Genomic DNA, 26205 nt, shown 5'->3' with positions numbered 1-26205 from the left:
CTATGTTTACTTGGCAATAAAATTGTCGTAGCATTTGCGATAGTTCATCTATTGGTTTTGTTATGTTCAAATCACTTTCAAGCATCTTAGTTACGCTCACAATGCTGATTGCCTTCACTGGGCAAGCCTTGGCGTATGCTGCTATGCCATGTGATATGTCATTAGATAACCATCGCTCAATGATGACTATGGTTAACAGCGCAGACATGATGGCCAGCAACATGGACCACAGTAATATGTCCAGCGCAGCGGATTGCTGCGATACCGATTGCACCTGCCCTGCCAGCGCCTGTACGTCAATTCATTACCTAAACACCTCATTGCTAACAACCCCAGCGGTTTATTGGTCTGAAGCAATCAATCATGCGCTTCCTGAGACACCTCACGCCATTACCAGCTCTCTCTATCGTCCACCGATTTTTGCCTAATATGGGGTAAGTGCGCCCAAAATTCGCACGCACGGCATATATTTACCTAATAATTACAGCGTTTATATTACGCATATTACCGTCCAGTTAGATCTGGGGACACACTATGAAACACAATTATTTTACCATTGTATTGATGGCTTTAGCGCTGCCCGTGAGCGTTCAAGCAACCTCCGTTGGGGCAACTACCGTTGGGACAACCTCCGTTGGGACAACCTCCGTTGGGACAACCTCCGTTGGGACAACCTCCGTTGGGGCAACCTCCGTTGGGGCAACCTCCGTTGGGGCAACCACTCAGCAGAATGCACTTTCTCTTGAACAGGCCATTACACTCGCTCAACAAAATGACCCATGGTTACATGGCAATCATCTCAAACAACAAGCTGTGGAACATGCCAGTATCGCCGCCAATACCTTACCCGACCCAAAAGTGTCGGTGGGTATGATGAATTTGCCAACCGATGGCTGGAATTTATCCCAAGAAGGCATGACCCAATTTAAAGTCGGCGTATCGCAAATGTTTGGCCGTGGTGACAGCTTGGCAATTAAAAGCAAGCAGCTTAAGCTCTCGGCAACGCAGTTTCCACTGCAAAGGCAAGATAGGAAAGCCAAACTACAAAGCAATATTACGCAACTTTGGTTAGACGCGTACCTCGCGCAAAAAACCATTGCTTTAATTAAACAGGACCGTGTTTTATTCGAGCAAATAGCTGAAGTTGCCAAGGCTGGTTATTCCAGCGTGGTCGGTAAAACCAGACAACAGGATGTTGTACGCGCTCAGCTGGAGCTCATTCAACTCGAAGATAGACTCACAGTGGAGCAACAAAAACTCGAAACGGCGCTGGCGCAGCTAAACGAGTGGCTACATATTTATGACGCAACGGCGCTCGATGTAGCCTATGACTTTGATAAGCAGCGCACCGCTTTTACTGTGTCTGACAATTTGCCTCACCTTGAGCTGGCCTATGCAGCGTTACTAAAACCCGAGCACTACGTTCGAAACGAACTGGCCAAATTATTGCTCAACCACCCAGTCAATCGCGCTATTGATGTTAAACAGCAAGTGTCTGAGCAAACCATCGCTCTAAACAAGCAGCTGTACCAGCCCCAATGGGGAGTTAATGCAAGCTATGGGTATCGGGATGATATGCCCTCTGGCATGAGTCGTGCCGATCTATTCTCTGTGGGTGTCACCTTTGATTTGCCGCTGTTCACAAAGAACAAACAAGATAAACAAGTTGCCGCCGCGGTTGCTGAGTCTGAAGCGGTAAAGACTGACAAGCTGTTGATGGTCAAGCAAATGCTTAGCGCCGTCGAAAAAGAGCTGAAGCAGCTCAATCGGCTCTCAGATAGACAAACCTTGTACGCCACACAACTGTTAAAGCAGGCGCACTACCAAGCTGAAGCAGCCCTGACTGCCTATACAAATGATGATGGAGATTTTGCCGAAGTGGTTCGAGCGCGCATAGCTGAACTCAACGCGCGTATCGCGGCATTGAAAATTGATGTGGATGCGCTGAAATCCGTCACTCGTATCAACTATTTACTTACACAAGCGACTCAACCTGCTGAGCAGCCTCACGCTTTGGGAGCAAACTAATGTCTTCAAATCAAAAAACTATCATCGCACTCATTGTCGGCATCGCACTTGGCACCGCGGCCATGAGCCTGATACCAACGCAGCACAACGAACAAGCACACAGTAGTGAGCCTGAGCAGAAAAAACCTTTGTATTGGGTCGCCCCAATGGACGCGAATTATCGTCGTGATAAGCCGGGCAAATCTCCTATGGGCATGGATCTGATTCCTGTTTATGCCGAAGACGATGGCGCAAATGATGCAGGCCCAGGTAGCGTCAAAATTGCACCACATGTGGTCAATAACCTCGGAGTGAGAACCGCCCCTGTAGAATATGCCCCCATGCATACAGCCATTTCAACGGTGGGTTACGTACAGTACGATGAAGACAAGCTCATTCATATTCACCCGCGTGTTGATGGCTGGATAGAAAAGCTTTATGTCAAAGCGGCAGGGAACCCTGTGGAAAAAGGGCAACCCTTGTACACCCTGTATTCACCACAGCTGGTAAATGCGCAAGAAGAGTTACTGCTCGCGCTAAAGCGCAACAATGGCTCTTTGATCAGCGCAGCTAAGGACCGCTTAAAGGCGCTACAGTTGTCTGAGCAATTTATCAATGCATTGGAAAAAAACCAGAAAGTACAGCAAACCATCACTTTTTACTCGCCACAATCTGGTGTCATTGACGGATTAAAAATTCGCGAAGGGTTTTATGTCAAACCCGGTACAACTTTAATGAGTATTGCTCAGCTCAATCAAGTATGGGTCGAAGCCGAGGTCTTCGAGCGTGATACGTCTTTGATTTCACAAGGTCAACCCGTTTCTATGACGCTTGATTATCTGCCAGGCAAACAATGGAACGGCACGGTAGACTACATTTACCCAGCGCTAAACAGCAAAACCCGTACGTTACGCGTTAGGCTTAAGTTCGATAACCCAAACTTTGAGCTCAAACCCAACATGTTTGCGCAAGTGGCTATTCATACCAACCTTGATGAGCCTGTTATTTTAGTGCCTAAAGAAGCGGTGATCAGAACCGGCAAGCAAGACCGCGTGGTACTCGCCTTAGGTGACGGGCAATTTAAATCCATTGAGGTGACGGTAGGACGGATCACAAAAGATAAAATCGAAATTTTACAGGGTCTTAATGAAGAGGACAAAGTGGTTACCTCTGCACAATTCTTGATAGATTCGGAGTCCAGCAAAAACTCTGACTTTAAACGCATGACCCATGACCCTGAGCCTACTTCTGTTTGGATTCAAGGCGAGGTAAATGATGTGATGGCTGACCACCGCATGGTCAATATTACTCACGACCCAGTGGAAGCATGGGATTGGCCAACTATGACTATGGACTTTATGGTCGCTGAAAAGGTCGATATTGATGCCTTAAATGCCGGGCAAACACTCCACTTTGAAGTGAGCAAAACAGACGGTGGCGGTTATGAATTAACCGGTATTCATATTATGTCGCAAGGTTCTGCTGAGCCACAAGTGAGTAGCGCAACCGTGAACGGTCTAATCAACGCGATTGATGTAAATACCCGTATTGTGAATATCAGCCGCGATGCCATTGAAAAATGGAACCGCCCCGCCGCAACCATGGACTTTTTGGTCGCTGAGAATGTGAGTCTTGATGAGGTAAAAGTCGGTGATGAAATCACCTTTACCTTTGAGGTTAGAGATGATTTTGTGGTGATAGAACTCAAGCCAAAAGCCGCTATGAGTGATGATGACCACAGTATGCATATGAATCACAATTAAGGAGCACAAATATGATTGAAGCTATCATTCGATGGTCTGTCGGCAATCGCTTTTTTGTGCTGCTGAGCACGCTAATCATCGCGTTTGCTGGGGTGTTTTCACTAAAAAATACCCCCGTTGATGCTATTCCGGATTTATCCGATGTACAGGTAATCATCAAAACCAGTTATCCAGGCCAAGCCCCGCAGGTGGTGCAAGATCAGGTAACTTTTCCGTTGACTACAGCCATGCTTTCGGTGCCTGGCGCGCAAACCGTGCGAGGATATTCATTTTTTGGTGATTCCTACGTGTATATCATTTTTGATGATGACACCGATTTATACTGGGCAAGAAGTCGCGTGCTGGAGTACTTGAGTCAAGTATCCGCCAGTCTCCCTGAGAGCGCCAAGCCGCAACTTGGTCCTGATGCCACCGGTGTGGGCTGGGTGTATATCTACGCATTGGCGGATAAAACAGGAAAACACGACTTAAGCCAGCTCAGAAGTATTCAAGATTGGTTCTTAAAATACGAACTGCAAACCGTTCCTGGTGTATCAGAGGTGGCAGCTGTAGGTGGAATGATCAAACAATACCAAGTGCAGGTTGACCCAGATAAATTGCGTGCTTACAACATTCCGCTCAACCATATTCAAACAGCACTCAAGCGAGGTAATCAGGAAACGGGCGCGTCTGTGGTTGAAATGGCTGAGGCCGAATACATGGTCACGGCAACAGGCTATATTCAGTCGGTTAGCGACATCGAAAAAATCCCCCTTGGGATCAATGAACAAGGCACGCCCCTTAGAGTGGGCGATGTGGCCACGGTTAACCTTGGTCCACAAATGCGCCGTGGCATTGCGGAGCTAAATGGTGAAGGCGAAGTAGTCGGTGGCGTTGTGGTGATGCGCTTTGGTGAGAATGCGCAGAAAACTATCAATGGCGTGAAAGAAAAACTCGCCGCTTTGAAAAACTCGCTGCCTGAAGGGGTGGAAGTCATTACGGTGTACGACCGCTCCAGATTAATTGAAAACGCGGTAGATAACCTATGGAGCAAGCTGCTTGAAGAGTTGGCCGTGGTCGCGCTGGTGTGTGTGGTGTTTTTATTCCATTTACGCTCTTCGATTGTTGCGGTGATCACTTTACCGCTGGGCATTTTGGTATCGTTTATCATCATGTACATGCAAGGCATTAACGCCAATATCATGTCGCTTGGCGGGATTGCGATTGCCATCGGAGCCATGACCGATGGTGCCATTGTCATGATTGAAAACATGCATAAGCACATGGAAAAAACGCCACTTACCGATGACAATCGCTGGCAGATTGTTGCCAAGTCGGCCTCAGAGGTAGGCCCTGCACTGTTCTTTAGTTTGCTGATCATCACGGTATCATTCTTGCCGGTGTTTATTTTAGAAGCGCAAGAAGGCCGTATGTTCGCGCCTCTGGCTTACACCAAAACCTATGCCATGGCTGCCTCAGCGGGACTTGCCATTACCTTAGTGCCAGTTTTAATGGGCTACTTTATTCGCGGCAAAGTGATCTCAGAGAAAAAGAACCCTCTGAATCGTATGCTTATAGCGCTGTATATGCCTGTGCTGAAACAAGTAATGAAGTTTCCAAAAATAACCATCATGTTAGCCATCGCAATCACCGCAGTTGGCTTTTATCCCATCGACAAGATAGGCAGTGAGTTTATCCCGCCGCTCGATGAGGGAGACCTCATGTATATGCCTACCACATATCCTGGTATTTCTATTGGTAAAGCGCGTGAGTTGCTGCAGCAAACTGACAAACTCATTCGCACCGTGCCAGAGGTGGAGAATGTATTTGGTAAAGTAGGCCGCGCCGAGACCGCAACCGACCCCGCGCCTTTAACCATGATTGAAACCTTCATTCAGTTAAAACCTAAGTCACAATGGCGTGAAGGCGTGACTACCGATAGTCTCAAGGCCGAGTTTGATAATCTGGTGAAGTTTCCGGGGCTAACCAATGCTTGGGTAATGCCAATAAAAACTCGCATAGATATGTTAGCAACCGGCATTAAAACCCCTGTAGGGATTAAAGTCGCAGGCGCTGATCTAGATGTTATCCAACAGATTGGTCAGCAAATTGAACGCCTACTGCCCAATGTTGAAGGCACCGCGTCGGTCTACTCTGAGCGCGTGGCTGGCGGTCGATACATTAAGGTGGATATTTCACGCCAAAAAGCCAGCCGTTTTGGCTTGAATATCGCCGATGTTCAGCAAGTTGTGGCCACCGCAATTGGGGGAATGAACGTCACTCAAACCGTTGAGGGCCAAGAGCGCTACCCTGTTAATCTGCGTTACCCACAAGATTATCGCGACTCACCAGAGCAGCTGGCTCGTTTGCCTGTGGTTACTCCATCAGGAGAGCGTATTGCCCTAGGCGATGTAGCACACGTTTACATTGAAAATGGCCCGCCAGGCATTAAAAGCGAAAACGCCCGCATCAATGGCTGGACATTTATTGACATTGATGGCGTGGATGTTGGCAGCTATGTGGCAAACGCCAAACAGTATTTGGCAGACAACCTTGATTTACCCGTAGGTTACTCAATCACTTGGGCTGGGCAGTACGAATATATGGAGCGTGCAAAAGCCAAGCTTAGTTATGTACTGCCACTGACTTTGGCCATCATCGTGATTTTACTTTACCTCAATTTCAGGGCATTTCGTGAAGTGGCAATTATCATCGTCACCTTACCAATGGCGATGAACGGTGGCTTGTGGCTGATGTATCTAGAAGGATTTAACTTCTCGGTGGCGGTTGGCGTCGGCTTTATTGCGCTGGCTGGGGTGGCCGTAGAAATTGGCGTGATCATGCTGGTATATTTAAACCAAGCACTCAATGAGCTCAAAGAAAACGCCCAGCAAACAGGCAAGCCAATCAGCGCTGAAATGTACCGCGAGGCACTGCTTCACGGTGCGGGCTTACGGGTTCGTCCTGTGATGATGACGGTTGCGACCATCATTATCGGCCTGCTCCCTATTTTGTACGGCACAGGTACAGGCTCTGAGGTGATGAGCCGAATTGCCGCACCTATGGTTGGCGGCATGAGCAGCGCCGTATTGTTAACCCTGATAGTACTTCCTGCTATCTATAGTTTGGTTAAAGCCCAAGCGGTGAGCCAATTTAACAAAGGGATTAGTCATGATAACAACCAAGCTTAGAAAGGCGCACAAATGGCTGATGACCTTTATCGGTATACAGTTTTTAGTGTGGTCTATCACTGGGCTGTATATGGTCAGCATGGATATTCATTTTATTCACGGCGAGCCACTAAAGCAGCAGCCCTTAAACACGCTTGAGCTTGATAAGGTCACCTACTCACTGAGCGATTTGCTCAGTGAGTATCCTCAGGCGCAAAATATTCAATTGGGTAGATTGTTAGACAAGCAAGTTTATCGCATTGACGAGAGCCAATCGGGCAAACTCATATTGGATGCAAGTACGGGAGAGCCGCTAGGCAACATCGATGAAAATATGGCAAAACGAATTGCTAAACATCGCTATACCGGTACGCATGATATTCAATCCATACAGTTGTTGAGTAAGCCAGAGCAAGTCCCCAGTGAGCTTTCTGCTCGTCACTTGCCCGTTTGGCAAGTGACCTTCTCAAATCCATTTGCCGATACTTTTTATATCAACCAATACAGTGGGGAGTTAGTGACAACACGCCACCACTTTTGGCGATTATTTGATTGGATGTGGCGCTTTCATATTATGGATTATGACGATGGTGAAAACGTCGCAAACTGGCTGCTACTGATGATTGCATTGCTTGGTTCGCTGGCAGCCACCTTAGGTTTGCTTTTAACTTACCAGCGTGTTTTTAAAACAAGCCAAGGAGCAAGCTAATGCCACAATGGAACAAATCACTACACAAATGGCTATCGCTGCTGGTCGGCATACAGCTCCTTATTTGGCTTGTCACAGGCCTGTATTTTAACTTGATGGACCATAGAAAAGCGTCAGGCAATAGCAACTTACAGAGCATTAACCATCAGGGAATTATTGCTCCCGAGCGCCTCATACCAGTCACACAACTGGCGGTCCAAAATGCCAAACACATTGGCTTATTGTGGCTGTTTGGTAAGCCATATTACCAAGTGACGATTGAGCGCGGCGCACATAGCTACCAAGCACACAATATTAAGTTGTTCGATGCCAGCACGGGGGCACCATTTACGCTCAATGAGTCCTTGGCTCGCACCATCGCCTTAAAGTCTTATAACGGGCCTGTTAATATTATTAGCGCCGATTTACTCGCGCCGCCTATGGATGAATTACCAAAACAAAAAAATCCACTGTGGCAGGTTAAACTGCAAGATGAATTGCATACCCATGTATACATAGAGCCTACATCTGGCGCTGTCGTTGCGCATATTAATGACGAGCGAAGAGTACGTGATTTAATGTTTAAACTGCATTTTATGGATTATCTCGGCACAGGGGGGTTCAATCATTGGTTGACCATCACCTTTGCTCTGCTCACTTTGGCTTTAACTATTACAGGGTTAGCTTGGCTGAGTGAGCGCTATCGAGCGGGTCAATTGAGCTTTACACACCAACACAAAACTCAAAATGTCACGGTGCATGTTAGTAACACGCAACACACCCATGTACTCGCACTTGATAAACACAGCACACTGTTTGATAGCTTAGCGCAACAAGGCATAATGCTCCCATCAAACTGTGGCGGCGGTGGCACCTGCGGCATGTGTAGAATACAAACAAACCAGCCCGTAAAAGTCACGCAAGCCGACCAAACACGGTTATCTCAAAGTAAGCTTGAACAAGGGTTTCGTCTTGCCTGCCAACACAATGCCTGTGATATACAGCACATCACTGTACGTACACTCAAAAGGACAAACAAAAATGCGAGCTAGCCTGCGCACCAAAATAATTGAAGTATGCGATAAAAAAATGGCCGTCAAAGGAGACAATGTCGGCCTATCGTTTTATGCGTTTTTTGCTAATAAAAACGATGCCCCTGAACTGCTGATGGAAGCCGCCACTTGGTGGATACAAACCCACCAGCTGGACCATTTTGAAAAGGCCATTAAAATAAAAAAGCTGGTAAATGAGGGCCAATAAAACCAGCTTTTTACTGCCTTATTAGCGCCAATACTTCCAACCATCTAGGTAATAATACAAAACGTGCGGCTTATCTAAGCTGCTCGCTTTGCTGTTGGTATTATTAATATCCTCAGGCTCTACTTCTGGGTCTAGCTCGTAGGTTGGATAAGCCGCGAAGCGGCGCCATCCAACTTTGAGGAGACATTTCGCGAACAAAGTGTGTTTATGAAACGCTCTATATAGGATGGCGACACGCGATGGTCGCCACCCGGTAGCCGCAACTATTACCCTCTACTTTGAATCGCTTAAATTCAATTTTGCAGTGGTAGGCAGCTGCCAACAGAGTGCTTGAGCATATCTAGCAACTCATCGTTCATGTAGCGATATTCATCGGAAATATCTAACACCTGAATATCTTTAAATACTACAGACCTAATTTGTAAACATTTTATATTAATTGTTGATTGTAATTTCAACTGCGCGTCCTCACTTCACTATTTTAGCAACAATCAAGAGAGTACTTATGGACATGCTTTCATCCATCACACTATGGAGCACGCTTGCTCAATGTTTACTAATGATTGTCGCTGCCTGCTTAGTGATAAAAACGATGTTCGCCATGGTAAAATGGGGCAAAAAGATGCCCAAAGGCGCCTTTATTTTGTTAGCTTTTTTACCGTTAATTTCGCTCTTTCCTATTCCTCCCCCGGTGTTTAAAAATGTTGAGAAAGCCAAGCAAGAGCAACCTAAGAAAAAAGCAGCTGATGGTGATGGGCCAAACAAACAGTAAGCGCTAGTGAGTAGGTTGAATAAGGCGCGCAGCAACGCCATCCAACATTGTTATAATGTTCGCCAAGTGTCGCTCGCTACTTTAAAACACCCGCTCTAGCAGCGTTTGCTTGCTAACTAATGGGACTGACTGCGCTTGTTTTATCTCACTTGCAAAGAGCACTCTGGCATGATGCGAAGACACAAACTGCTCAACCTCAATACCAAGCGCATCGACTTTATTCATCAATATTGCAAGACGGTGGTAGGCATCTATATCGGGCCAGCGACTTGGGGAATCAAAGCCAACTTGCATGCTACTGCCGAACATATCTTCACTAAACAATATTTTCTGCTCAGGAAGGTAAACCACTAAGTTGTGATTGGCATGACTATTTGGTACATCAAACAGCTGTACTTTGCCACCCGCCAATGTGCCTTGCTTGCTGACTTTAATTAACTGCTCTGCGGTGAGTGGCATTTTTAAATAGCTTTGCAGCGCAACGACATCGTTGGCATAAACAACCAATGCAGCCCCGTGTTCAAGCACGTCTTTTAGTCCCATTAAATGATCTGTGTGATGATGTGTGACGATATGCTGCTTGATAGGTTTGTCAATTTTGGTTGTTTCTCTAAGCAGTGCCACGTTGTTTTGCCAATCTTGGCTGTGCTCATCCATCTGCCAAGCCCCTGCACTGATAAAGTAGTCGCCAACATCAATAAACAAGGTGTATGACCACTCTTTACCTACATAATACACGCCCGGAGCAAGTTTTCTTATGCTCTGCTTTGATACGTCAATGGGCGTGTCACTTGGACGTAATCGGTAGTTGCTAGGTAACTCAAATTGGTGATTGCGTACTGAATTAAAGGTCACCCGCCTTGCATTGCTATGAAGCAGCGGCCCTTGTTCAGTGCCAGCAAAAATCCGCTGCGCCCAAGTTAACCCTGCGCTTTGCTTATGGTTTAAAAAATCCACACTCACAAGCTGGCCCTGCTGGGCTTTCAGTAGCCGCGTTAAATAGCCGGTATTTTGGTTGATATAGAGTGTGTACTCTTGCTGTGTACCAGAGTGAACAGTCAACACATCATGAGCTTGCCCCTGAATGTATGCGATATCCGTCCATTTACTCGCCGCTTTATGATCGAATAGGCTTTTAACTATCAGCGTATCTAACCACTTACTTTGTCCTATATCAGCATTATCAAAATTGACTCGCTTAGTAGGATTATATTGCTCTAAAGCGTGATCAACCCCGTAGCCTTTGCCATCAACATAAAGCCTGTGCATCACGGTGGGACTGTCCGAGCCATGGCCCCCCACTAATCGCATCGTTGCACGCTTAAACACTTTGCGCTGGTTGGCAAAATCAATTGCCAATTCTAGTCGTTGCTCGCTCAGGTAACTGACCATCTCCCCCTGAAGCGCATGACCGCTTTGCCACTGTGAAAAGTGTAGCTGCTCGTCATGTAATGTAATGCTTTTAAGCTGGATGAGTTTTTCGCCACCGTAAGCATTCACGGCATGATTAATCACTTGTGCGGCTTTATCACCCGCGCGCAATGTTGTGCATACGGTGGATAGCAAAATGGTCGCCGCCCAACACCACACCTTAATGTTATTTGTCACCTTCATATAATTGCCTTTGTTTTTATAATTCACCCGCAGTGAACAAAAAGCATGGTCACACCACCACAAAGGCATGCTTATAAATAGCTGATTAATAGCTGATGAAAACTAATCATTTGTTTTATAAGCTTATTTAAACTTCCCTTGTTATTCTAATAAGCCATTTGAGCCTAGACAGTAAATTCAATAGCCCATACACTGTGGCCAGAGAGTATTGAGTGACCACCATGACACAGCAGCCCATTTTTTCTATTCGCGATTATAAAATTGACCTATCACGTTCAGTCATTGAGCAGGGTGAGCGGCAGACTAAAATGGAGCCTAAGGTACTCAAGGTATTATATGTATTAGCGCAGCACCCCAATGAAGTCGTCACGCATCAAACCTTAATGGCACAAGTTTGGCAAGGAGCTGAGGTGGTGCCCAACGCCTTACAGCGATGTATTGCCATTTTGCGCAAAGAGCTTGGGGACGATGCTAAATCTCCAGCGGTGATAGCCACTCATCCCAAAATTGGTTATCGGTTGCTGTGTGAGGTCACTTGGCAAAGTCCACCGAGTGCGCAAAGCACACCACATAGCGTAAAACGTCAGCGCTTACTTGGCCTAACCCCCGCTGTGTTTGCAACGGCTTTTATCGCTATCCTACTGTTAATTATTACTCTATTTTGGACAGAAACGCCGAATTCGCATTACACACACATCACGGAACTGACGCATACCGATGCCCACGAGTCTCACGCCATTTATAGTCCAAACGCGCAGTATATTGTGTTCAACCGTTATGCAGGAAGTTGTAACAGTCATATTTGGTCCAAAGAACTCAGCACTGGCAAAGAAGTAAAACTGACAGCGAGTGCAGGCCAATTTGGTGCGCCAAGCTTTACTGTCGATGGCAGAGAGCTGGTATTTACTGCAAACGATACATGTGAACAAACAGCCTCTAGCCACTTACAAAAAAATACTTGTTGGACCTTAGCGACGTTAGATTTTGCGCAAGCACTCACTCAGTCACAAGCGCCAAGTATTCGCTATCAATGCCAAGCAACGCAGATAAAAAACCCCAAAGCACTCTCTAACCATCAATATGCCTTTTTACAATCTGATGGTACTGACTATACCTTGATCCATTACAACGATTTGACTAAGCAAATTACACCTTTGTTTAGTGATGAAAACTCGTCGGTTTATCATTTTGACTATCACCCTATCCACAAAAAATTTGCGCTGTTTGCGTACGATGGAAACAACCATCATCAGCTTATTTTACTCGATAAATTTGGCCAGCTGCTGCAACAAGCAAAGCTAACAACCGAGTTAGAATTTGATACAAACCAGTTTTTTACAGCTAAGTTTTCAACTCAAGGTGAGTACTTACTTGCTGTGTACAATCAGTATCTTTACAAAATTGAACTTGATGGCCAAGTAAGCGAGGTAAACACACCCAGCTCAAGTTTAATTTCTGTGAGCCCACACCCAACTAACAGCACTTTACTCGCGGTTCAGGGTAGTAAAGACATTGACATTGCACGCATCTATTTGCATGCAGATACAGCCCAACAAACCGAGCTTGACCTAAACACCGTTGTCACTCCTTACCCAAGCTTGGCTCGCACTCAAGCCCAAGAGCGCATGGCTCGCTTTGCGCCTAACGGGCAAAGCATCGCTTTTATTAGCGACCAAACGGGGCAAGATGAAATATGGTTATGGCTCGACTCGGGTAATGCGGTGCAATTAACCCATCGCGAAAATAACAGCAAAATTCACAATTTTGCTTGGTCGGCGGATAGTCACACTATCGCATGGGTGGAAAACGGTAAACTGGCGCTCACAAATATAAAAGGTAACGATTTAAAAATTCCAGATTTAAAAAGCACTGATTTAAAAGAAGAAAGTAAATTTGTAAGTACCCACCAACCACTATTCTCAGTATTAAACTGGCGTGATAGCAGCACACTGCTGGTGCTTATCAAACACAAGCTAGTCAAACACTTGTATCAGTTAAACATCAACACAAATACGCTTACACCCTACAACATCGGTGGCGTTGAAAATGCCTGGGTTAGTCATAAGCAACTCATTTATAGTACCGCACAAGGCGAGATATTTAGCCGGGCGCTGGAGCCCAACTTAGTGCCAGCTAGGGCGCTTACGCAACTAAATGGTAAAGCGCTATTGGTGAAAAACGGTTTTATTTATAGTGTGGATAAGCAAACCTTTGACCTAAACCAATACAACTTAGACGGGCAATTTATTCGCACCTTAAAAACCCTTAAGCCCACGGCTTGGAAAGTGACCGACTTACATAATGAACAACTCCTGCTTGAGCAGTTTATTGGTATAGATCAGGAGGTGGTGATATTGAATTAAACAGTACAGCATTGAACCATTAGAAGTAAGGTAAAATGAACTGAAACACTGACAAGCAGCAATGTTGAATTGCTCGTTGTCAGTGTTTTAGTTGCCCGATTTAGCGACTAGATGATAGTGCCTATTTTTAAATAAGCCCAATGTAGTGCTTAGTTATATCTTTTTGATTATATGCCTTTTTTGGTGTCCAATCTGTAGGCCAATTGCTACTACTGAACGACCATGCGTTAAAAAGGTTTAATCTTTTTTGCAACTCAGTTAGATTTTGTAATAGTCCTTGTTGTGATGACACATTGCTACTTACAGACATGCCTTTCCACTCAATATCACCTTCGGCTGCCGAAAAAGGTATTGGATAGCAGGTCACTTTGCCGTCTTGCGCACTCAACACCTTACGGGTTTTATCGCAGACAAACGATAGGTACTTAATTTTTTTATTTGGCTTTGAAAAAACAACCTCATTATCATAAATAGAGCTTAGCCCACCCTGTTCAGGACCAAAGATCCAAATATCTTGATCAGGGGTAATAAGCGGCAATAAACTATAATAATCACTAAATGCATGATAATTGGCAGATTCGAAGTCAAATAGGCAAGACTCTAATGAATAAGATTGACGTTCACTTGTTCCACTGAGTTTTTCAGATACTGATTTATCTCCTTTGATGAGGCCTAATCCCAGCTCACAATTTCGTAAGAACCCCACTTCATTCCACAATGAATAAATCGCGCCAGCATCCTTCCCAAGTTCCTTATATACCTTTTGCCTGTCAGCGTTTGGTTGTTGTAACTTCGCAGCACCATTTGCAAAGGCATCTGCCAACTGACTACTTTTAGTGCTAGGTTTCGAGGTATCTTTTCTCGCTATTTCGGTGATCCCACAGTTATCGGCAATATAATAAATTTTACTTAGTGTTAGAAGATCTTGCACCATAACCCGTAATTGCAACGACTCAATTTCCTTAAAGTCTTCAACATTGTTATAAAATCCACGTGCCAACCAAGGAAAAAGATCCGCCCAATTCGCTATCTGCACGCCCAGAGGTACACACCCTTCAATATTTAAAAAATCACTTGTACCCACACTATCAGCAGTCGCACTTGAACCACTTGCTGAACAAGAGAGCACTTGTAACGAGTGATGCTCACCATCACGCTTGCTTTCGATTTTTCCTTCTGATGCTAGTGTGTTGACATTGTTATTTTTAATATCGTCAATTGTTTTCGATATACCAGATGTGTTTGAAGGTTCGTCTGTTTGATTGAGAAATTCAGTCAACGTAAGCGTTTTGTCTTTTGCTTTGGCTTGCTCATAGGCTTGTGCTTTCGCAAGTGCTTCAAGTCCTTCTAAGTCTTTTATTTTGTCAATTTTATCGATTAAATTACTACTGACGGGAGGCTCTACAAAATCAGGGATTTTTGGCGTATCTTTTATCGTCATGCTCGGCGCTTTAGTCACCACGTCAACTTCCGCGAGCGCTTGGTAGCTCTTACCAGCCAGTTTCCCAACCCAATCGTTTGTTTGATGTTCTAACTTTGAACCAATCCAGAAAGATTGCCACTCCACATTCACTTTTGCATCATTGCTAGAGTTACTACCCGCATAGGTGGTTTTAACATTGATAGATGCTACAGGGTTCGCGTAAGAAAAGTTTGCCTCGCCACCATATTGCCATGAGTTAGCTTTCTCTTTGGCGGTCATAGTCATTTGTACACAACTGATCGCTCCCCAAGTCACTTCTACCACTATGCCATCGCCATGCTTCTGACAAAACGTGTTACTTCGCTCTATCCAAATATTAACTAGCTCAATAAAATCTTTGTAATCATCAGGATCCTTCAAAGCACTTAATATATCGACATCCAAATTGCCAGCCGCTTTAATGACGTTGTTATACGCGTCAAGTACGTCGATACATAAATCTTTAGGCGAGCTTTTTAAACTCTCTAAAAAGCTTCCCACGTTGAGGTTTTCAAAATCAATATATTGTACGCCAACAACAGATATTGCAGAGTAATCGACTGAGATTGATTTACTTGACCGTGCAACCGCATTACCCGCATACGCCGCTAAAGATGATTTGAATTGGCTGATCCCTGAAACACCGTAGGACCCCGATACACCAAATGACCCTTCATTGATTCGATCTTTATATACGTAGCTGCTTTGTCCTGACATGTACATGTGGGCTTTTTCTTGCTTCACCATCTTGCTCACATTTATATTTAAAACGGAGGCTTTATCTGAGCCTTCTGTAGGTACTGTGCCAAATGGATAGACTTTAGTGCCAAGGGTAACGCCATATAATGGGTACATATTGCTTATTCCTTACATTAAGTATTTGTAGTTAAAACGAATAGATGCGTGTTAAAGCCGCGCTCTACTCACTTTTGTTATAGAGTTTGTAAAACACTTTTTGCGTGTGTCCACCAGAGTGCTTTTCTTCACATTCAAAATCGGCGTCTGAAGGTTTAAGCACAATGCCGTATTTACTTTTGGTCGCAGCGATTGGATGATCAAACTCAAATTTAACCGTCGTATCCTGCCCTTCGAATTGGTAAAGCACATAGCCCTGTGGCCCGTAAGCACCACCACTCCTACTGCTGCACTTCCATGAACCAGTTGCTTCTATTCTCTTTGGTGGGTTTTTAGTAAATTTGCCGTGTGTATCGTGTTTCTTTACATAGATAAGTGCTATGCCTGTATTGTTTTCAACAGTTAAAGTAACGTCTCTACTCATATTCCTGAACTCCTATTCACTTCAATGGTACATTTAAAATTTGCCACGCGTAACGAGTAAAATGCCTAATCACTTGCTACTAAAGCTAAAAGGTACTGTTGGAAAGAATGAGAATCAATTACATGACATTACGGTGACATACCGCAAAGTTCAGAGTCTGTTAACATAAAGAGAACAAAACTGTAGAAAAGCCAAAATATGGGAGGAATTACTTTATTCCGATAATCCGCATTATCTACAGTCATTGCCTTGTGTGTTCGAAACAGATAAACACTGATTGCTGTCGCAGTTTATGGGTATTGAGCAAAGCTAACAGAATTAAAATAAGTTTTAAAATTAGATATTTAATCATTTTACTGACGCCTTTAGCCGCTGCTCTAATGCGGCCGTATAAGCAGGCACATACTGTTGAATAATGGCCAACCTTTGCCCTGAACTGTCAAGCGTATCCAGCGCTTTTTGCCAATTAGCTACCACACTGTCGGGCGTATCTTTTGAAAAAGCCATATACACGGCATGTGCTGGGCAATTGAAACGACATCATTTCGAGCGCATTAACGAATAACCCGCTTCTTGCATGGCTTGTTGGGTGTTCATCAGTGCAATCATATTGCAGTCAAATCGACTTTTGGGATGTAAAAGTAGCTTGATGGCTTGTTCTTGGCTTGAGGTTTCATGGTCTGCAATACCAGCGCTGGCAAATAACTCAGTATCCGCAACTTTTTGTTGTGCCACACAAGTGGCTTCATGCTGTTTGATGTCTTCTAGGCTGCGATAAATGCGCAGATCACCCGCGCGTTACTTCCTATAAAATAATGAGGTAAACTTAGAGATCTTTCTAAAACTTTCCCTGAAAACATCTGTCGAGTTATAGCCAACAGGATCAGGCGCCGCGTATTTGTCTGGTGGAGGTTTTGGAATATTGGAATTGCTTTTTGTATTTTTGTTAACTGTTGTAGGGTTATTTGGCCTAAGAGGTATTAGGTGGGTCTTACTCGTAGGGAGTTTTAATTTCACATAATCATTCTATCGATTAACACTTAAGTATTACGTTAAGCAAATTTACTTTGATACATTTCCCCCTTCTGTATAGCAAACTCTATATCGCGTGCATAAGCTAAGTAGGGTACCCTGTATCCATACTTTCGTTTCTCCGACACACAAACTAACACAAATAAAATGTGAACATTTGGCGGTAGGGCTAATACGGCGACTTGTATAACAATTTCAGCGTCGACTAAAGATAAAAAGTATACCACAAAGAAAATAAACCATAAAAATCAACAAAATAAAACAGTAATATTTTTACCTACAGTATTTAAACGCTCTCCTCCCTTGTTGAACCTTTCTATTAGTAATGTTAATTATTTGTTTACCATCGAGTTTAATTGATGGTTATAGAATGTTTAGCCACCCAAAAATGACAGCGATGTCTTTTGAGCTGTAAATATTTGGAAGATATTTATTTACCATCTACATCTAATGAGGAATTTATGAACAAGCCATACTCTATAAAAAACAAGTGTGTAAGCATATCTATATGTGCAATCTCTATGCTCAGCTGCACTGCTATCAATGCAAAAATCATTGATCAAGATAATGAGCGATTTATTATTAAGCTTAACTCAAGCTATGTTTCTAGCGAGTTAAGTAAAAAGCAGTATTTTCATAACAATACCCTAGAAGCGAAAGCGACTATATTGAGCCGTTTTGCCAAACAAACAGGGGTATCAGTGACAAAAAAACTACCACTACAAGATGCCCTTGTTGCCTATTTAAAGTCGTCTGAACTTAAAGTATTAAAAGAAAACCCCCACATTAAATTTATTGAAGCCGACCCAAAACGTTACCTTCAATCAGAATCTATTCCATATGGGATAAGTCTCATTCAAGCGGATCAATTGCCCGACGTGGGCGCAGCTAACCGCAAGGTATGTATTATGGATACGGGTTATACCTTGGGACATCCAGATCTACCTCATGCCAATATTTCAGGAGATGATGGCTATGGAGAGTTTGACACGGGTAATTGGTTTGAAGACGGTCACGGTCATGGCACACATGTAGCGGGAACAATTGCGGCTATTGGAGGAAACGACATAGGAGTTGTTGGTGTTAATCCCTCAGCAGAGTTGGGACTTCATATTGTAAAAGTATTTGATTCACAAGGCAGCTGGACTTATGGCTCTACGATTGCCGAAGCGGTTTACCAATGTGCTGCTGCTGGAGCAAACATCATCAACATGAGCCTTGGTGGTAATAAGCCTTCGGAACTAGAGCGAGAAGCGTTTAATACCACATACCAACAAGGTGTTTTGCATATTGCAGCGGCAGGTAATAGCGGCTTTTCAAATCATCATTACCCAGCCTCTTATGGTGATGTGGTTTCTGTGGCCGCGGTTGATGAGCAAGGGGTGAAAGCGAGTTTTTCTACCTACAATGATCAAGTTGAAGTCGCAGCGCCTGGGGTTAAAGTCAATTCTACAACAAAAAATGGTCGCTATGGGGAGATGAGTGGCACGTCAATGGCAACCCCTCATGTCTCTGGGGCTGCGGCGCTTCTATGGGGATACTATCCTGATTGCACCAATCAACAGATCCGTGAAGCCCTGCAAGTTACAGCATTAGATAAAGGGCCAGTTGGTCGCGATAATGAATATGGTTTTGGTGTTATCCAAGTACTTGCAGCAAAACACTATCTAGCTCAGCAAACATGCGAACAACCAGTAGGCTTACCACTTGCCGATTTTAGCTATAGCAGTAATTTACTTGAACTCACCTTTTCAGATGAGTCAACAGATAACGATGCCATTGTTAGCCATCACTGGGCTTTTGGTGATGGCAGCCACAGCTCACAACAGAACCCTATTCATATTTATGAAAAGGAAGGCACATATATGGTTCGCTTAGTGGTTACTGATAGTGAAGGCCATCGCGCATTAAAGATTAAATCGGTAAATGTTGATGACGGTATTGCTCCAATATGCGACGACCGACCTCAATGGCAGCAAGATAAACATTACCGTATTGGAGACAAGGTGAAGTACCTAGACAAAAAGTACACCGCAATCCATTGGGGAATGGGCGCAACGCCAGATGTATTTACTCATGTCTGGCGCTTTGATGGCCCCTGTGACGCTTCTACAACTAATAGCTTGTGATTTTTAAGGATAATCGAATGAAAAAAAGCACGATGATATTCAAATCTTTAGCCCTGTTAACGTCGCTATGCACATCGATGAGTTTTGCCGCAGAAAGAATCAACGCCAATGCACTTATTCCTTCGGTGTCGCAGGCGAAATCGGCTCAGATAGTGAAAGAATTGACAATTCACTCGTTGTTGCGTGAATCAAAAGCTTTAGTCGAAGTGCCAGTGCTATCAGGTGTTAAAAAAATGCGCATGCAACAGTATTACCAAGGTATTCCTCTATTAGGTGAGTCATTCGTCATGAGCAAAAGCCCAAGTGGTAGCTTGGGTTTATTTGGTGACGTGATAACGGAAATTAACGATGATATCGCATCTATAGTGCCAAAAATAACAGCAGAGTTTGCGGTTAAAATGGCGTTAGAACATACCAAATTGCGTATTGGAGAGCTTCAAAATCCATCACAACAGCTCTATATTTGGTTAGATACTGAAGACAAAGCACATTTAGTCTGGCTGGTATCTTTTTACAGCGATGTGGATAAACCTATTCGACCACATTTTATTATCGATGCCCACAATGGACTGCTTTTGCGCCAATGGGATGGGTTAACACATGTGTCTAAGTCGATAAAAGCGGGAGGTCCTGGAGGAAATGGTAAAACAGGGCTCTATCACTATGGAGTTGAGCGTGAATTGCCACCGTTTGATGCAACAGAAGAGCAAGGCCTTTGCTATTTAGACAGTTCCAATGTTTCAACGTTTGACATGCGTAACACAACAAGCGAGCTGCATTTGCATGAATTTGTGTGCTCTGAGAATGTAGCGAGGGAAGTAAATGGTGCTTTCTCACCTTTAAACGATGCGCACGCATTTGCACAGTATACGGATAGAATGTTTACTCAGTGGGCTAACACGCCAGCACTCAAAGACCAAATAAAAATGCGCGTGCATTACGGACAAAATAGAGCTTCAGCATTTTGGAATGGGGAGTTTGTTACTTTGGGGGATGGCACACAGAGCAATTACCCATCAGCCACTTTGAGCGTCGTGGCTCACGAAATAGCACATGGTTTTACCGAGCAGCATTCACAATTAATTTATAGCGGCCAGTCTGGCGGGCTCAACGAAGCCTACTCAGACATTACCGCCGCTGCAGTGAACCAGTTTATACACCAGCAGTTTAACTGGCAGATAGGCGATAAACTTCTAAAAGCTGAAGGCGCTGTTAGGTATATGGACAACCCTAAAATGGGCCACACTAGTCAATATAAGACCAATACAGGTGTACACACTAGCTCCGGAATATTTAATAAGGCGTTTTATGTACTTGCAACTAAGCCAAATTGGAATATTCAAAAAGCATTCAAACTATTTACGCTTGCAAATCAACTTTATTGGACAAGCGATGCAACGTTTGAGTCTGCAGGGCTAGGCCTTTATCAAGCAGCGTTAGATCTTAACTACTGTGTAAACGATGTTGTTTTTGCCATGGAATCGGTAGGGGTTTATGACTCTGGCGTGAAAACCGATAGATACTGCCCAAATCAAGATAATGATTCAGGGCCTACTGCACAGTTTTTATATAACAAACAGCAGTTACAAGTCAGTTTTAATGACCATTCAAACGATGATAACGGCATTGCCAGTTATCATTGGGATTTTGGTGATGGCGAACTGTCTACGCTTGCTAACCCCATACACACTTATAAACAACCAGGTAGCTATCAAGTGCGCCTGACGGTGTTTGATAGCAAGAACGTACTCGATCATACTTTGCAAACTATTATCGTGCAAAGTGATACATGTCATGTCGCCGCTTGGCAACCAACACAAGTTTATCGTTACCCAGATAAAGCTGAGTACAATAATTTAGTTTATCAAGCACGATGGTGGACTAAAGGCAATCAACCTGACCTAAACTCAGGAAATGGCCAAGTTTGGCGCTACATTGAACCTTGTTTAGGAAGCAACTAGCCGTTGGGCTTGTAGATAATGAAGAGAGCTTGCCCAAAAAAACACGAACAGGTTACTTGTAGTACAGTAACCTAAATAAGTAACCTAAATAAGTCTTAGCTTTACCTGTCAGGTTTGATTGTTAGAGCTTAATCAAATCTGACAGTCGCATTAGTGCCAGATGCGGACCTTTAAGGGTAACTCGTTTCTGCACCTAAATGAGTTAACCTAATTGCTCTAAAGGTCTGTTTTGACTGAACAACAGACGTAGGTAGAAAGCAAAGTTATGCAGTTTTTATACAAAGTGCCTGTTTTTGTCCTATAACATTATTACTCGCCGTTTTGAAGTGACAAACTGGAATTTGCCGCTGTGTTATATGCCTGTTCACAGTAGATATTATTAGTGGAATTATGAAGGTATGTAATAAGAGCCGCTTTGGTGTGTTATAAACCACCAAAGTGGGACAGAATAAGTTGTTATATTTTTTGATAGGTAGGACCAGACTTGGAAGCTTGTAATACATGGCAGTGCTTTAACAGCTTTGCTCCTTGGCTGTCAGCGTTCGGAGCAATACTAATTTCTGGGTTGGCTCTTTGGTTATCCGTTCTTGATAAATTTATCCGACTTAAGGCAAATTACAGTGGATGTATAATTCCAAGTTATGACCCGATGAGATTAGACACGTATGCATATGTGCTGGATTTAGTGAATGTAGGTACTCGCGAAGTCCAAGTTACAAATTTTGAATGGCACTGGAAGCATGCGCCTTTTCTAAGAAGACAACGCACTGTCATACAGCCGTATCTCGATGAAAGAGTCACTAGGCTTTGCTCGAAGTTGCCAATGAGATTGTCTGACGGAGATACAGCTAGAATAAACTTCGCCTCAGACTTCATTGAAAAACTTGATTCGCCAGAACGATTTCTATTTCCAGCCAATACCATGAAAGCATTTTTCAGGATATTTACATCTGAGATTTACTTATGCACCAGTGTAGGGCGAAAAATAAAGGTTCAAATGAAAGCAGGAATGCGACGGGAAATCTGGAGCAGATATAAAAAATATAACAAGTCAATGCAGCCGACCGCTAAACGCGGCGGCTGATTGAAGCATTAGGCAATTCAAAAATATGAACACAGAATTAGTAACTCAGTTAATCATTTTAGCTACTGCGCTAGTCGGTTTATATAAGGCTGCAACTTTTAAGTCAGCTGAGAATTCAACTGATGGTAAAGTAGAACCTAGTCCAGTCTCAGAAGCTGTTGCTAGACTACTAGACTTTGTTGGTATATTTGCTTTTATGCTGGCAATGCCTGCTTTTATTTGGGCGTTTACAACTATCACAGAAAATATTGGTTCTTCTTCTAAACGTAGTGAGGCTGTTCAATATAGTATTCCTTATGAAGTTAGCAAAGACCCATCAAAAGCTGAGCTTATGCTGGCTGCAGCTTCGCAAATATCGTATGAAACAAGTCGAGGCTCAGCGCTTGAAAAAGTATCCAACTTCGCTATCAGTGCTGGGAATTATCAAGTAGCAGTCTTGGCGGCAGCATCGATTCCATACGAACCGTCACGAGACTCGCAACTAGCAAAAGTAGTCGATTCGATAGAAAAAGAGGCGCGTGGGAAATTACCTAACAAACAAATTAACAAGGACTAAAAACCGTTGGCTTTAAGTGAAATATTTGAATTTAGGTCACAGGAACAACACGGTAAGTCTAGTTATTTCAAAGTAAATTCATCATTTTTGTCGGATGGCGGCGCTTCGCGCCTTATGCCGACCTACGTCAAAAGGTAGGTTGGTTAAGCCGAAGGCGCCACCCAACAGAGTTTCAGATTCACGCCTTGAAGGTCCGCTTCATAGAGCCGCCAGTTATCTCTATCTCATTTCTGTCCAGAAACGAGTTAGAGCGATGGTCTTCTTTTCGCTCAAAGCCACCTGTTAGGTGAAGTCTAAGCCCTGTTTTTTAGCTGTAAGATCGATTAACAAGCTAAATATCATAGCTTTTAAACTGTTTTAAGTTTCATGAGTTCGCAACGTTATAGAAGATAAAAGCGTTTACTACATGCATTTATCTTCTATCGATTTAGAGCTCCTACTGCTCATCGAAACGGCCAATCAGTGTCGCGCCTGAGAACTGAGGATCAGCAGACAACATAATGTAATACGTTCCCACCTGTGAATTATCAAAAGTACACGTCTCTTTGTTACCTCGCTTCCAAGGACGGCACTCGTAATCCTTTTTGGTCGGCTCACTGCCAAACTTAACATGCATATCAAGCTCCCCTGTACCTCCAACTGTGCTAAAACTTAAGTTGCTGGCACCTGCTGGCACATTCATGGCAAACATAAGTTGACCGCCATCAGCAATCGCTACAGGCACAGATTCGCCATTCTCTAATACACGAACATTAGACGGTACACTCTTGATGTAGCGCGCTAATAAAGTGGTATTTTGCACATCATTGTTTGCTTTCAAACTAATAAAGTGCCAACCTGATTGAACATCCTCTATAACCAGCGTTTCCTCATTAGTTGGCCCTTGTGACTTTGTAAAATGGCCATTTCGATTAAATTCGTGGTACACATCAGCATTACCTTGCCCGTGCCGCAGACTTATTTCTAGTGATGCCCCTTGAATCCTGCGGTCTACATATAATGCAAACTCAACTTGCTCGTGCGCAGATAGATGGTCGATGCACCTTGCATAGCCTGCTTTTAAATTGGAGGTGTCAATTGATGAATCGTCAATATCACATGCATTAACTCCAATCATGTCACTTCCTTGAAGCTCATCAATATCTATTGGTTCTACAGGCGACTCCGGACGCGTACTATCAATACTACACCCTTTTGACTCAACAGTGTTTAGCCATGAATTAAACTCATTATCGAAGGTTTTATTTGATATCCATTTATCAACCAAGTTTGTACGGTATTCTTGAAATTTCCCCTGCTTAAACAGTTCAAGCATCTCAAAGTAAGATGACTGCTGGCGTTCAAACATAAAGCGGTTTGATAAATACCCCCAATCGTAAATTCGCGTTTGTCCCACACCATATTCATTGTTGAATATTGTACTTAGCGCGTATGGCGCAGTTTTAGCTTGTGCTATTGCACCATCGTTACAATTTCGCAGTGACATATATTCCGCCACACCTTCACCAAACCACACCGTTCGTCCAGCACCATCGCTATCACTAAAGTCCCCCTTTGAAATGAATCGTCCTTCTAAGTAATGTATATATTCATGACGTAAATTCCAAATATCAAATACGGGGCGCTCAGACACATGTTCATAGGCATAAAATGTTGCTTGGTCACCCGCCTTGCTAGGATCTCCTTCTCGGTAAGTCCCACCGTTATTGGTATTGACATTGAATAGTACTCCACCATATGTCACCCACTCTTTTTTATCATTAAAAATGACCATTTTAAGCTTGTCGTTATCATCCGGTGTAACTGGTATACGATTGGTTACTAACTGCTCGTGGAAATGGTCTTCATGAGCTTTTAGCGAATTACAGGCCCAGTCAAGTTGCTCTTGATTCATGTCTTGCGCCCAAATAAACAAGGTGCCTGAAGAACAAGTTTTACGATTACTCAACACCTGCTCTATTATTTGCGCTTGTTTAGCACAGACATTGAATGCTAAACATTGCCTTTGGTAATTTACACTTTCTAATACGGCCAAATAGAGTGTTCTTTCTTTATCGTCTCTAAGGGGGCCATAATTTGTAAACACCTTATTGATATACGTTTTTAAGAGTGGCTCTATTGTACTAAAATGTGCATCCTTGCTACCTCGGTAAAAGTTAACCAACTGGTAACCGAGGTTGAATAAGTGGTAGTCATTCTTTGATTTCGCCAGCCAGTTAAGGTTACGATCAATAAAGTTGATGATTGCATTGACCAAAGTCGGGTTATGTTGCTGCGAGCGACATGCTGAGTCACTTGCACAGCTTTTTAGTACTTGCCAAAACAGTGGCGTTGCGGCACGTCCCCAGTCGTTAATAGATTCGTAAGACTCATTGTACTTTGACAATAAACCGAGTGTTAAAGGCACTAAATACTCACCTATTTGCGCATTCTTTATGATACCTGTCGCACTACGAACTAACTTCGCATTGCTTTGTGTTTTGTCAAAGAAGTGTTCATTAGCGAAAAACGTGTTGATAGCGCCCACCATCGCTTGCTGTGTTGTTGGATTAACGAATCGTCGATAGTCGTAATAGGCGTAGGCTTTTAACCAATAAAATAAATCGCTCAAATAGCTAACATCCGTTGTTCCATTATAACTTTGAAGGCGCTCATTTAGTTCAGTTATCACTGTTGAAAAGTTCGCATCATTATATGCACCCAATACTTGCGTCAGTGGCTTATCGTTAAATAGCTTATCAATACACACGCTGCCATACTCTCTGATCGCTTGTAAAAATACTAAGCCGCTAAGGTGGCTAAATACGGTATCAGGGCATGTTGATACATCAGCTGAAGTCTCAAATGCGCTCTTTTGAGTAATATTGCTTTGTGTTGGTAAGTTCATTTTCAGAACGGTTTGTTTATCACTATGCATTACATCTGGCACATAACTTGTGCTAGCGTGAATATGAGCCACATCATTGTGCGTAATAAATGTTCCTGTTTCTCGTTCATCTTTCGCCCAGCTTGCTGATGAGCTCAATGCGATGACAAGAGTTGTCATCTTAATTATTTTATACATGTTGTTGTCTCAGTGAATTGAT

19 protein-coding genes and 1 pseudogene are annotated in these 26205 nt (G+C 43.5%); 13 read left to right on the top strand and 7 right to left on the bottom strand.

From position 1 onward, the window contains the following. Positions 1-62 precede the first annotated feature (62 nt). The 7 genes from BET10_RS03365 to BET10_RS03335 all read left to right on the top strand — a co-directional run bounded on the left by BET10_RS03365 (position 63) and on the right by BET10_RS03335 (position 8867). The gene (locus tag BET10_RS03365) at positions 63-428 is read left to right on the top strand and encodes a hypothetical protein (protein ID WP_070983400.1); all 366 of its coding nucleotides are present in this window, start codon (positions 63-65) and stop codon (positions 426-428) included. A 106-nt stretch (positions 429-534) separates the two neighbouring features. Next, a complete protein-coding gene (locus BET10_RS03360) occupies positions 535-2028 on the top strand; it encodes a TolC family protein (RefSeq protein ID WP_240503630.1) in 1494 nt (497 codons plus the stop codon). Beyond that, positions 2028-3770: an efflux RND transporter periplasmic adaptor subunit gene (locus BET10_RS03355; protein ID WP_070983399.1), complete on the top strand. Its 1743-nt coding sequence runs from the start codon at positions 2028-2030 to the stop codon at positions 3768-3770. The genes BET10_RS03360 and BET10_RS03355 overlap by 1 nt, the downstream gene beginning before the upstream one ends. A gap of 11 nt (positions 3771-3781) precedes the next feature. Then, positions 3782-6940 (top strand): efflux RND transporter permease subunit, encoded by a 3159-nt coding sequence (locus tag BET10_RS03350; RefSeq protein WP_070983398.1) that lies wholly within the window; start codon positions 3782-3784, stop codon positions 6938-6940. After that, the gene (locus tag BET10_RS03345) at positions 6921-7628 is read left to right on the top strand and encodes a hypothetical protein (RefSeq protein WP_070983397.1); all 708 of its coding nucleotides are present in this window, start codon (positions 6921-6923) and stop codon (positions 7626-7628) included. Before BET10_RS03350 ends, BET10_RS03345 begins: the two co-directional genes overlap by 20 nt. Further along, positions 7628-8659 carry a 2Fe-2S iron-sulfur cluster-binding protein gene (locus tag BET10_RS03340; protein WP_070983396.1) on the top strand — a complete coding sequence of 344 codons (1032 nt, stop codon included), beginning with the start codon at positions 7628-7630 and terminating at the stop codon, positions 8657-8659. The genes BET10_RS03345 and BET10_RS03340 overlap by 1 nt, the downstream gene beginning before the upstream one ends. Then, a complete protein-coding gene (locus BET10_RS03335; RefSeq protein ID WP_070983395.1) occupies positions 8649-8867 on the top strand; it encodes a DUF6500 family protein in 219 nt (72 codons plus the stop codon). Before BET10_RS03340 ends, BET10_RS03335 begins: the two co-directional genes overlap by 11 nt. 293 nt (positions 8868-9160) lie before the next feature. Here BET10_RS03335 and BET10_RS21410 read toward each other — a convergent pair whose 3' ends face one another. Beyond that, the gene (locus BET10_RS21410) at positions 9161-9325 is read right to left on the bottom strand and encodes a hypothetical protein (protein WP_170829101.1); all 165 of its coding nucleotides are present in this window, start codon (positions 9323-9325) and stop codon (positions 9161-9163) included. A 101-nt stretch (positions 9326-9426) separates the two neighbouring features. Here BET10_RS21410 and BET10_RS03330 point away from each other — a divergent pair, with 101 nt between their 5' ends. Further along, entirely contained in the window at positions 9427-9639 is a 213-nt protein-coding gene (locus BET10_RS03330; RefSeq protein WP_083330424.1) for a hypothetical protein, read from the top strand. A gap of 81 nt (positions 9640-9720) precedes the next feature. On the opposite strand, the gene BET10_RS03325 is transcribed toward BET10_RS03330, so the two are convergent. Continuing rightward, positions 9721-11253 carry an MBL fold metallo-hydrolase gene (locus tag BET10_RS03325; protein WP_070983393.1) on the bottom strand — a complete coding sequence of 511 codons (1533 nt, stop codon included), beginning with the start codon at positions 11251-11253 and terminating at the stop codon, positions 9721-9723. 221 nt (positions 11254-11474) lie between these two features. On the opposite strand from BET10_RS03325, the gene BET10_RS03320 reads away from it, so the two are divergent. Beyond that, the gene (locus BET10_RS03320; protein ID WP_070983392.1) at positions 11475-13616 is read left to right on the top strand and encodes a winged helix-turn-helix domain-containing protein; all 2142 of its coding nucleotides are present in this window, start codon (positions 11475-11477) and stop codon (positions 13614-13616) included. A 127-nt stretch (positions 13617-13743) separates the two neighbouring features. Here BET10_RS03320 and BET10_RS03315 read toward each other — a convergent pair whose 3' ends face one another. The 4 genes from BET10_RS03315 to BET10_RS03305 all read right to left on the bottom strand — a co-directional run bounded on the left by BET10_RS03315 (position 13744) and on the right by BET10_RS03305 (position 17092). Beyond that, positions 13744-15933, bottom strand: coding sequence for a hypothetical protein (locus BET10_RS03315; protein WP_070983391.1), 2190 nt, complete (start codon positions 15931-15933; stop codon positions 13744-13746). 64 nt (positions 15934-15997) lie between these two features. Further along, positions 15998-16357, bottom strand: a complete 360-nt coding sequence (locus BET10_RS03310; protein ID WP_070983390.1) for a hypothetical protein — start codon at positions 16355-16357, stop codon at positions 15998-16000. A 348-nt stretch (positions 16358-16705) separates the two neighbouring features. Beyond that, positions 16706-16864 (bottom strand): hypothetical protein, encoded by a 159-nt coding sequence (locus BET10_RS21405; protein WP_170829100.1) that lies wholly within the window; start codon positions 16862-16864, stop codon positions 16706-16708. Positions 16865-16897: 33 nt separating this feature from the next. Beyond that, on the bottom strand, positions 16898-17092 hold the full coding sequence (locus BET10_RS03305) for a hypothetical protein (RefSeq protein ID WP_070983389.1): 195 nt from the start codon (positions 17090-17092) through the stop codon (positions 16898-16900). Positions 17093-17246: 154 nt separating this feature from the next. Between BET10_RS03305 and BET10_RS22045 the strand changes: the two are divergent. The 4 genes and pseudogenes from BET10_RS22045 to BET10_RS03285 all read left to right on the top strand — a co-directional run. Continuing rightward, positions 17247-17378: pseudogene (locus BET10_RS22045) on the top strand (hypothetical protein); the annotation flags it as partial. A 532-nt stretch (positions 17379-17910) separates the two neighbouring features. Next, a complete protein-coding gene (locus BET10_RS03300) occupies positions 17911-19518 on the top strand; it encodes a S8 family serine peptidase (protein ID WP_240503629.1) in 1608 nt (535 codons plus the stop codon). Between the two features lie 17 nt (positions 19519-19535). Then, a complete protein-coding gene (locus BET10_RS03295; protein ID WP_070983388.1) occupies positions 19536-21479 on the top strand; it encodes a M4 family metallopeptidase in 1944 nt (647 codons plus the stop codon). 1109 nt (positions 21480-22588) lie between these two features. Then, positions 22589-23119 carry a hypothetical protein gene (locus BET10_RS03285; RefSeq protein ID WP_070983386.1) on the top strand — a complete coding sequence of 177 codons (531 nt, stop codon included), beginning with the start codon at positions 22589-22591 and terminating at the stop codon, positions 23117-23119. 436 nt (positions 23120-23555) lie between these two features. On the opposite strand, the gene BET10_RS03280 is transcribed toward BET10_RS03285, so the two are convergent. Next, on the bottom strand, positions 23556-26165 hold the full coding sequence (locus BET10_RS03280; protein WP_240503628.1) for a M9 family metallopeptidase: 2610 nt from the start codon (positions 26163-26165) through the stop codon (positions 23556-23558). Positions 26166-26205 lie beyond the last annotated feature (40 nt).

Origin of the sequence: Pseudoalteromonas amylolytica, from assembly GCF_001854605.1 — a bacterium.
GTDB lineage: Bacteria > Pseudomonadota > Gammaproteobacteria > Enterobacterales > Alteromonadaceae > Pseudoalteromonas > Pseudoalteromonas amylolytica.
The sequence above is the reverse complement of the archived record's forward strand: the minus strand, read 5'-3'. Positions and strand labels throughout refer to the sequence as shown.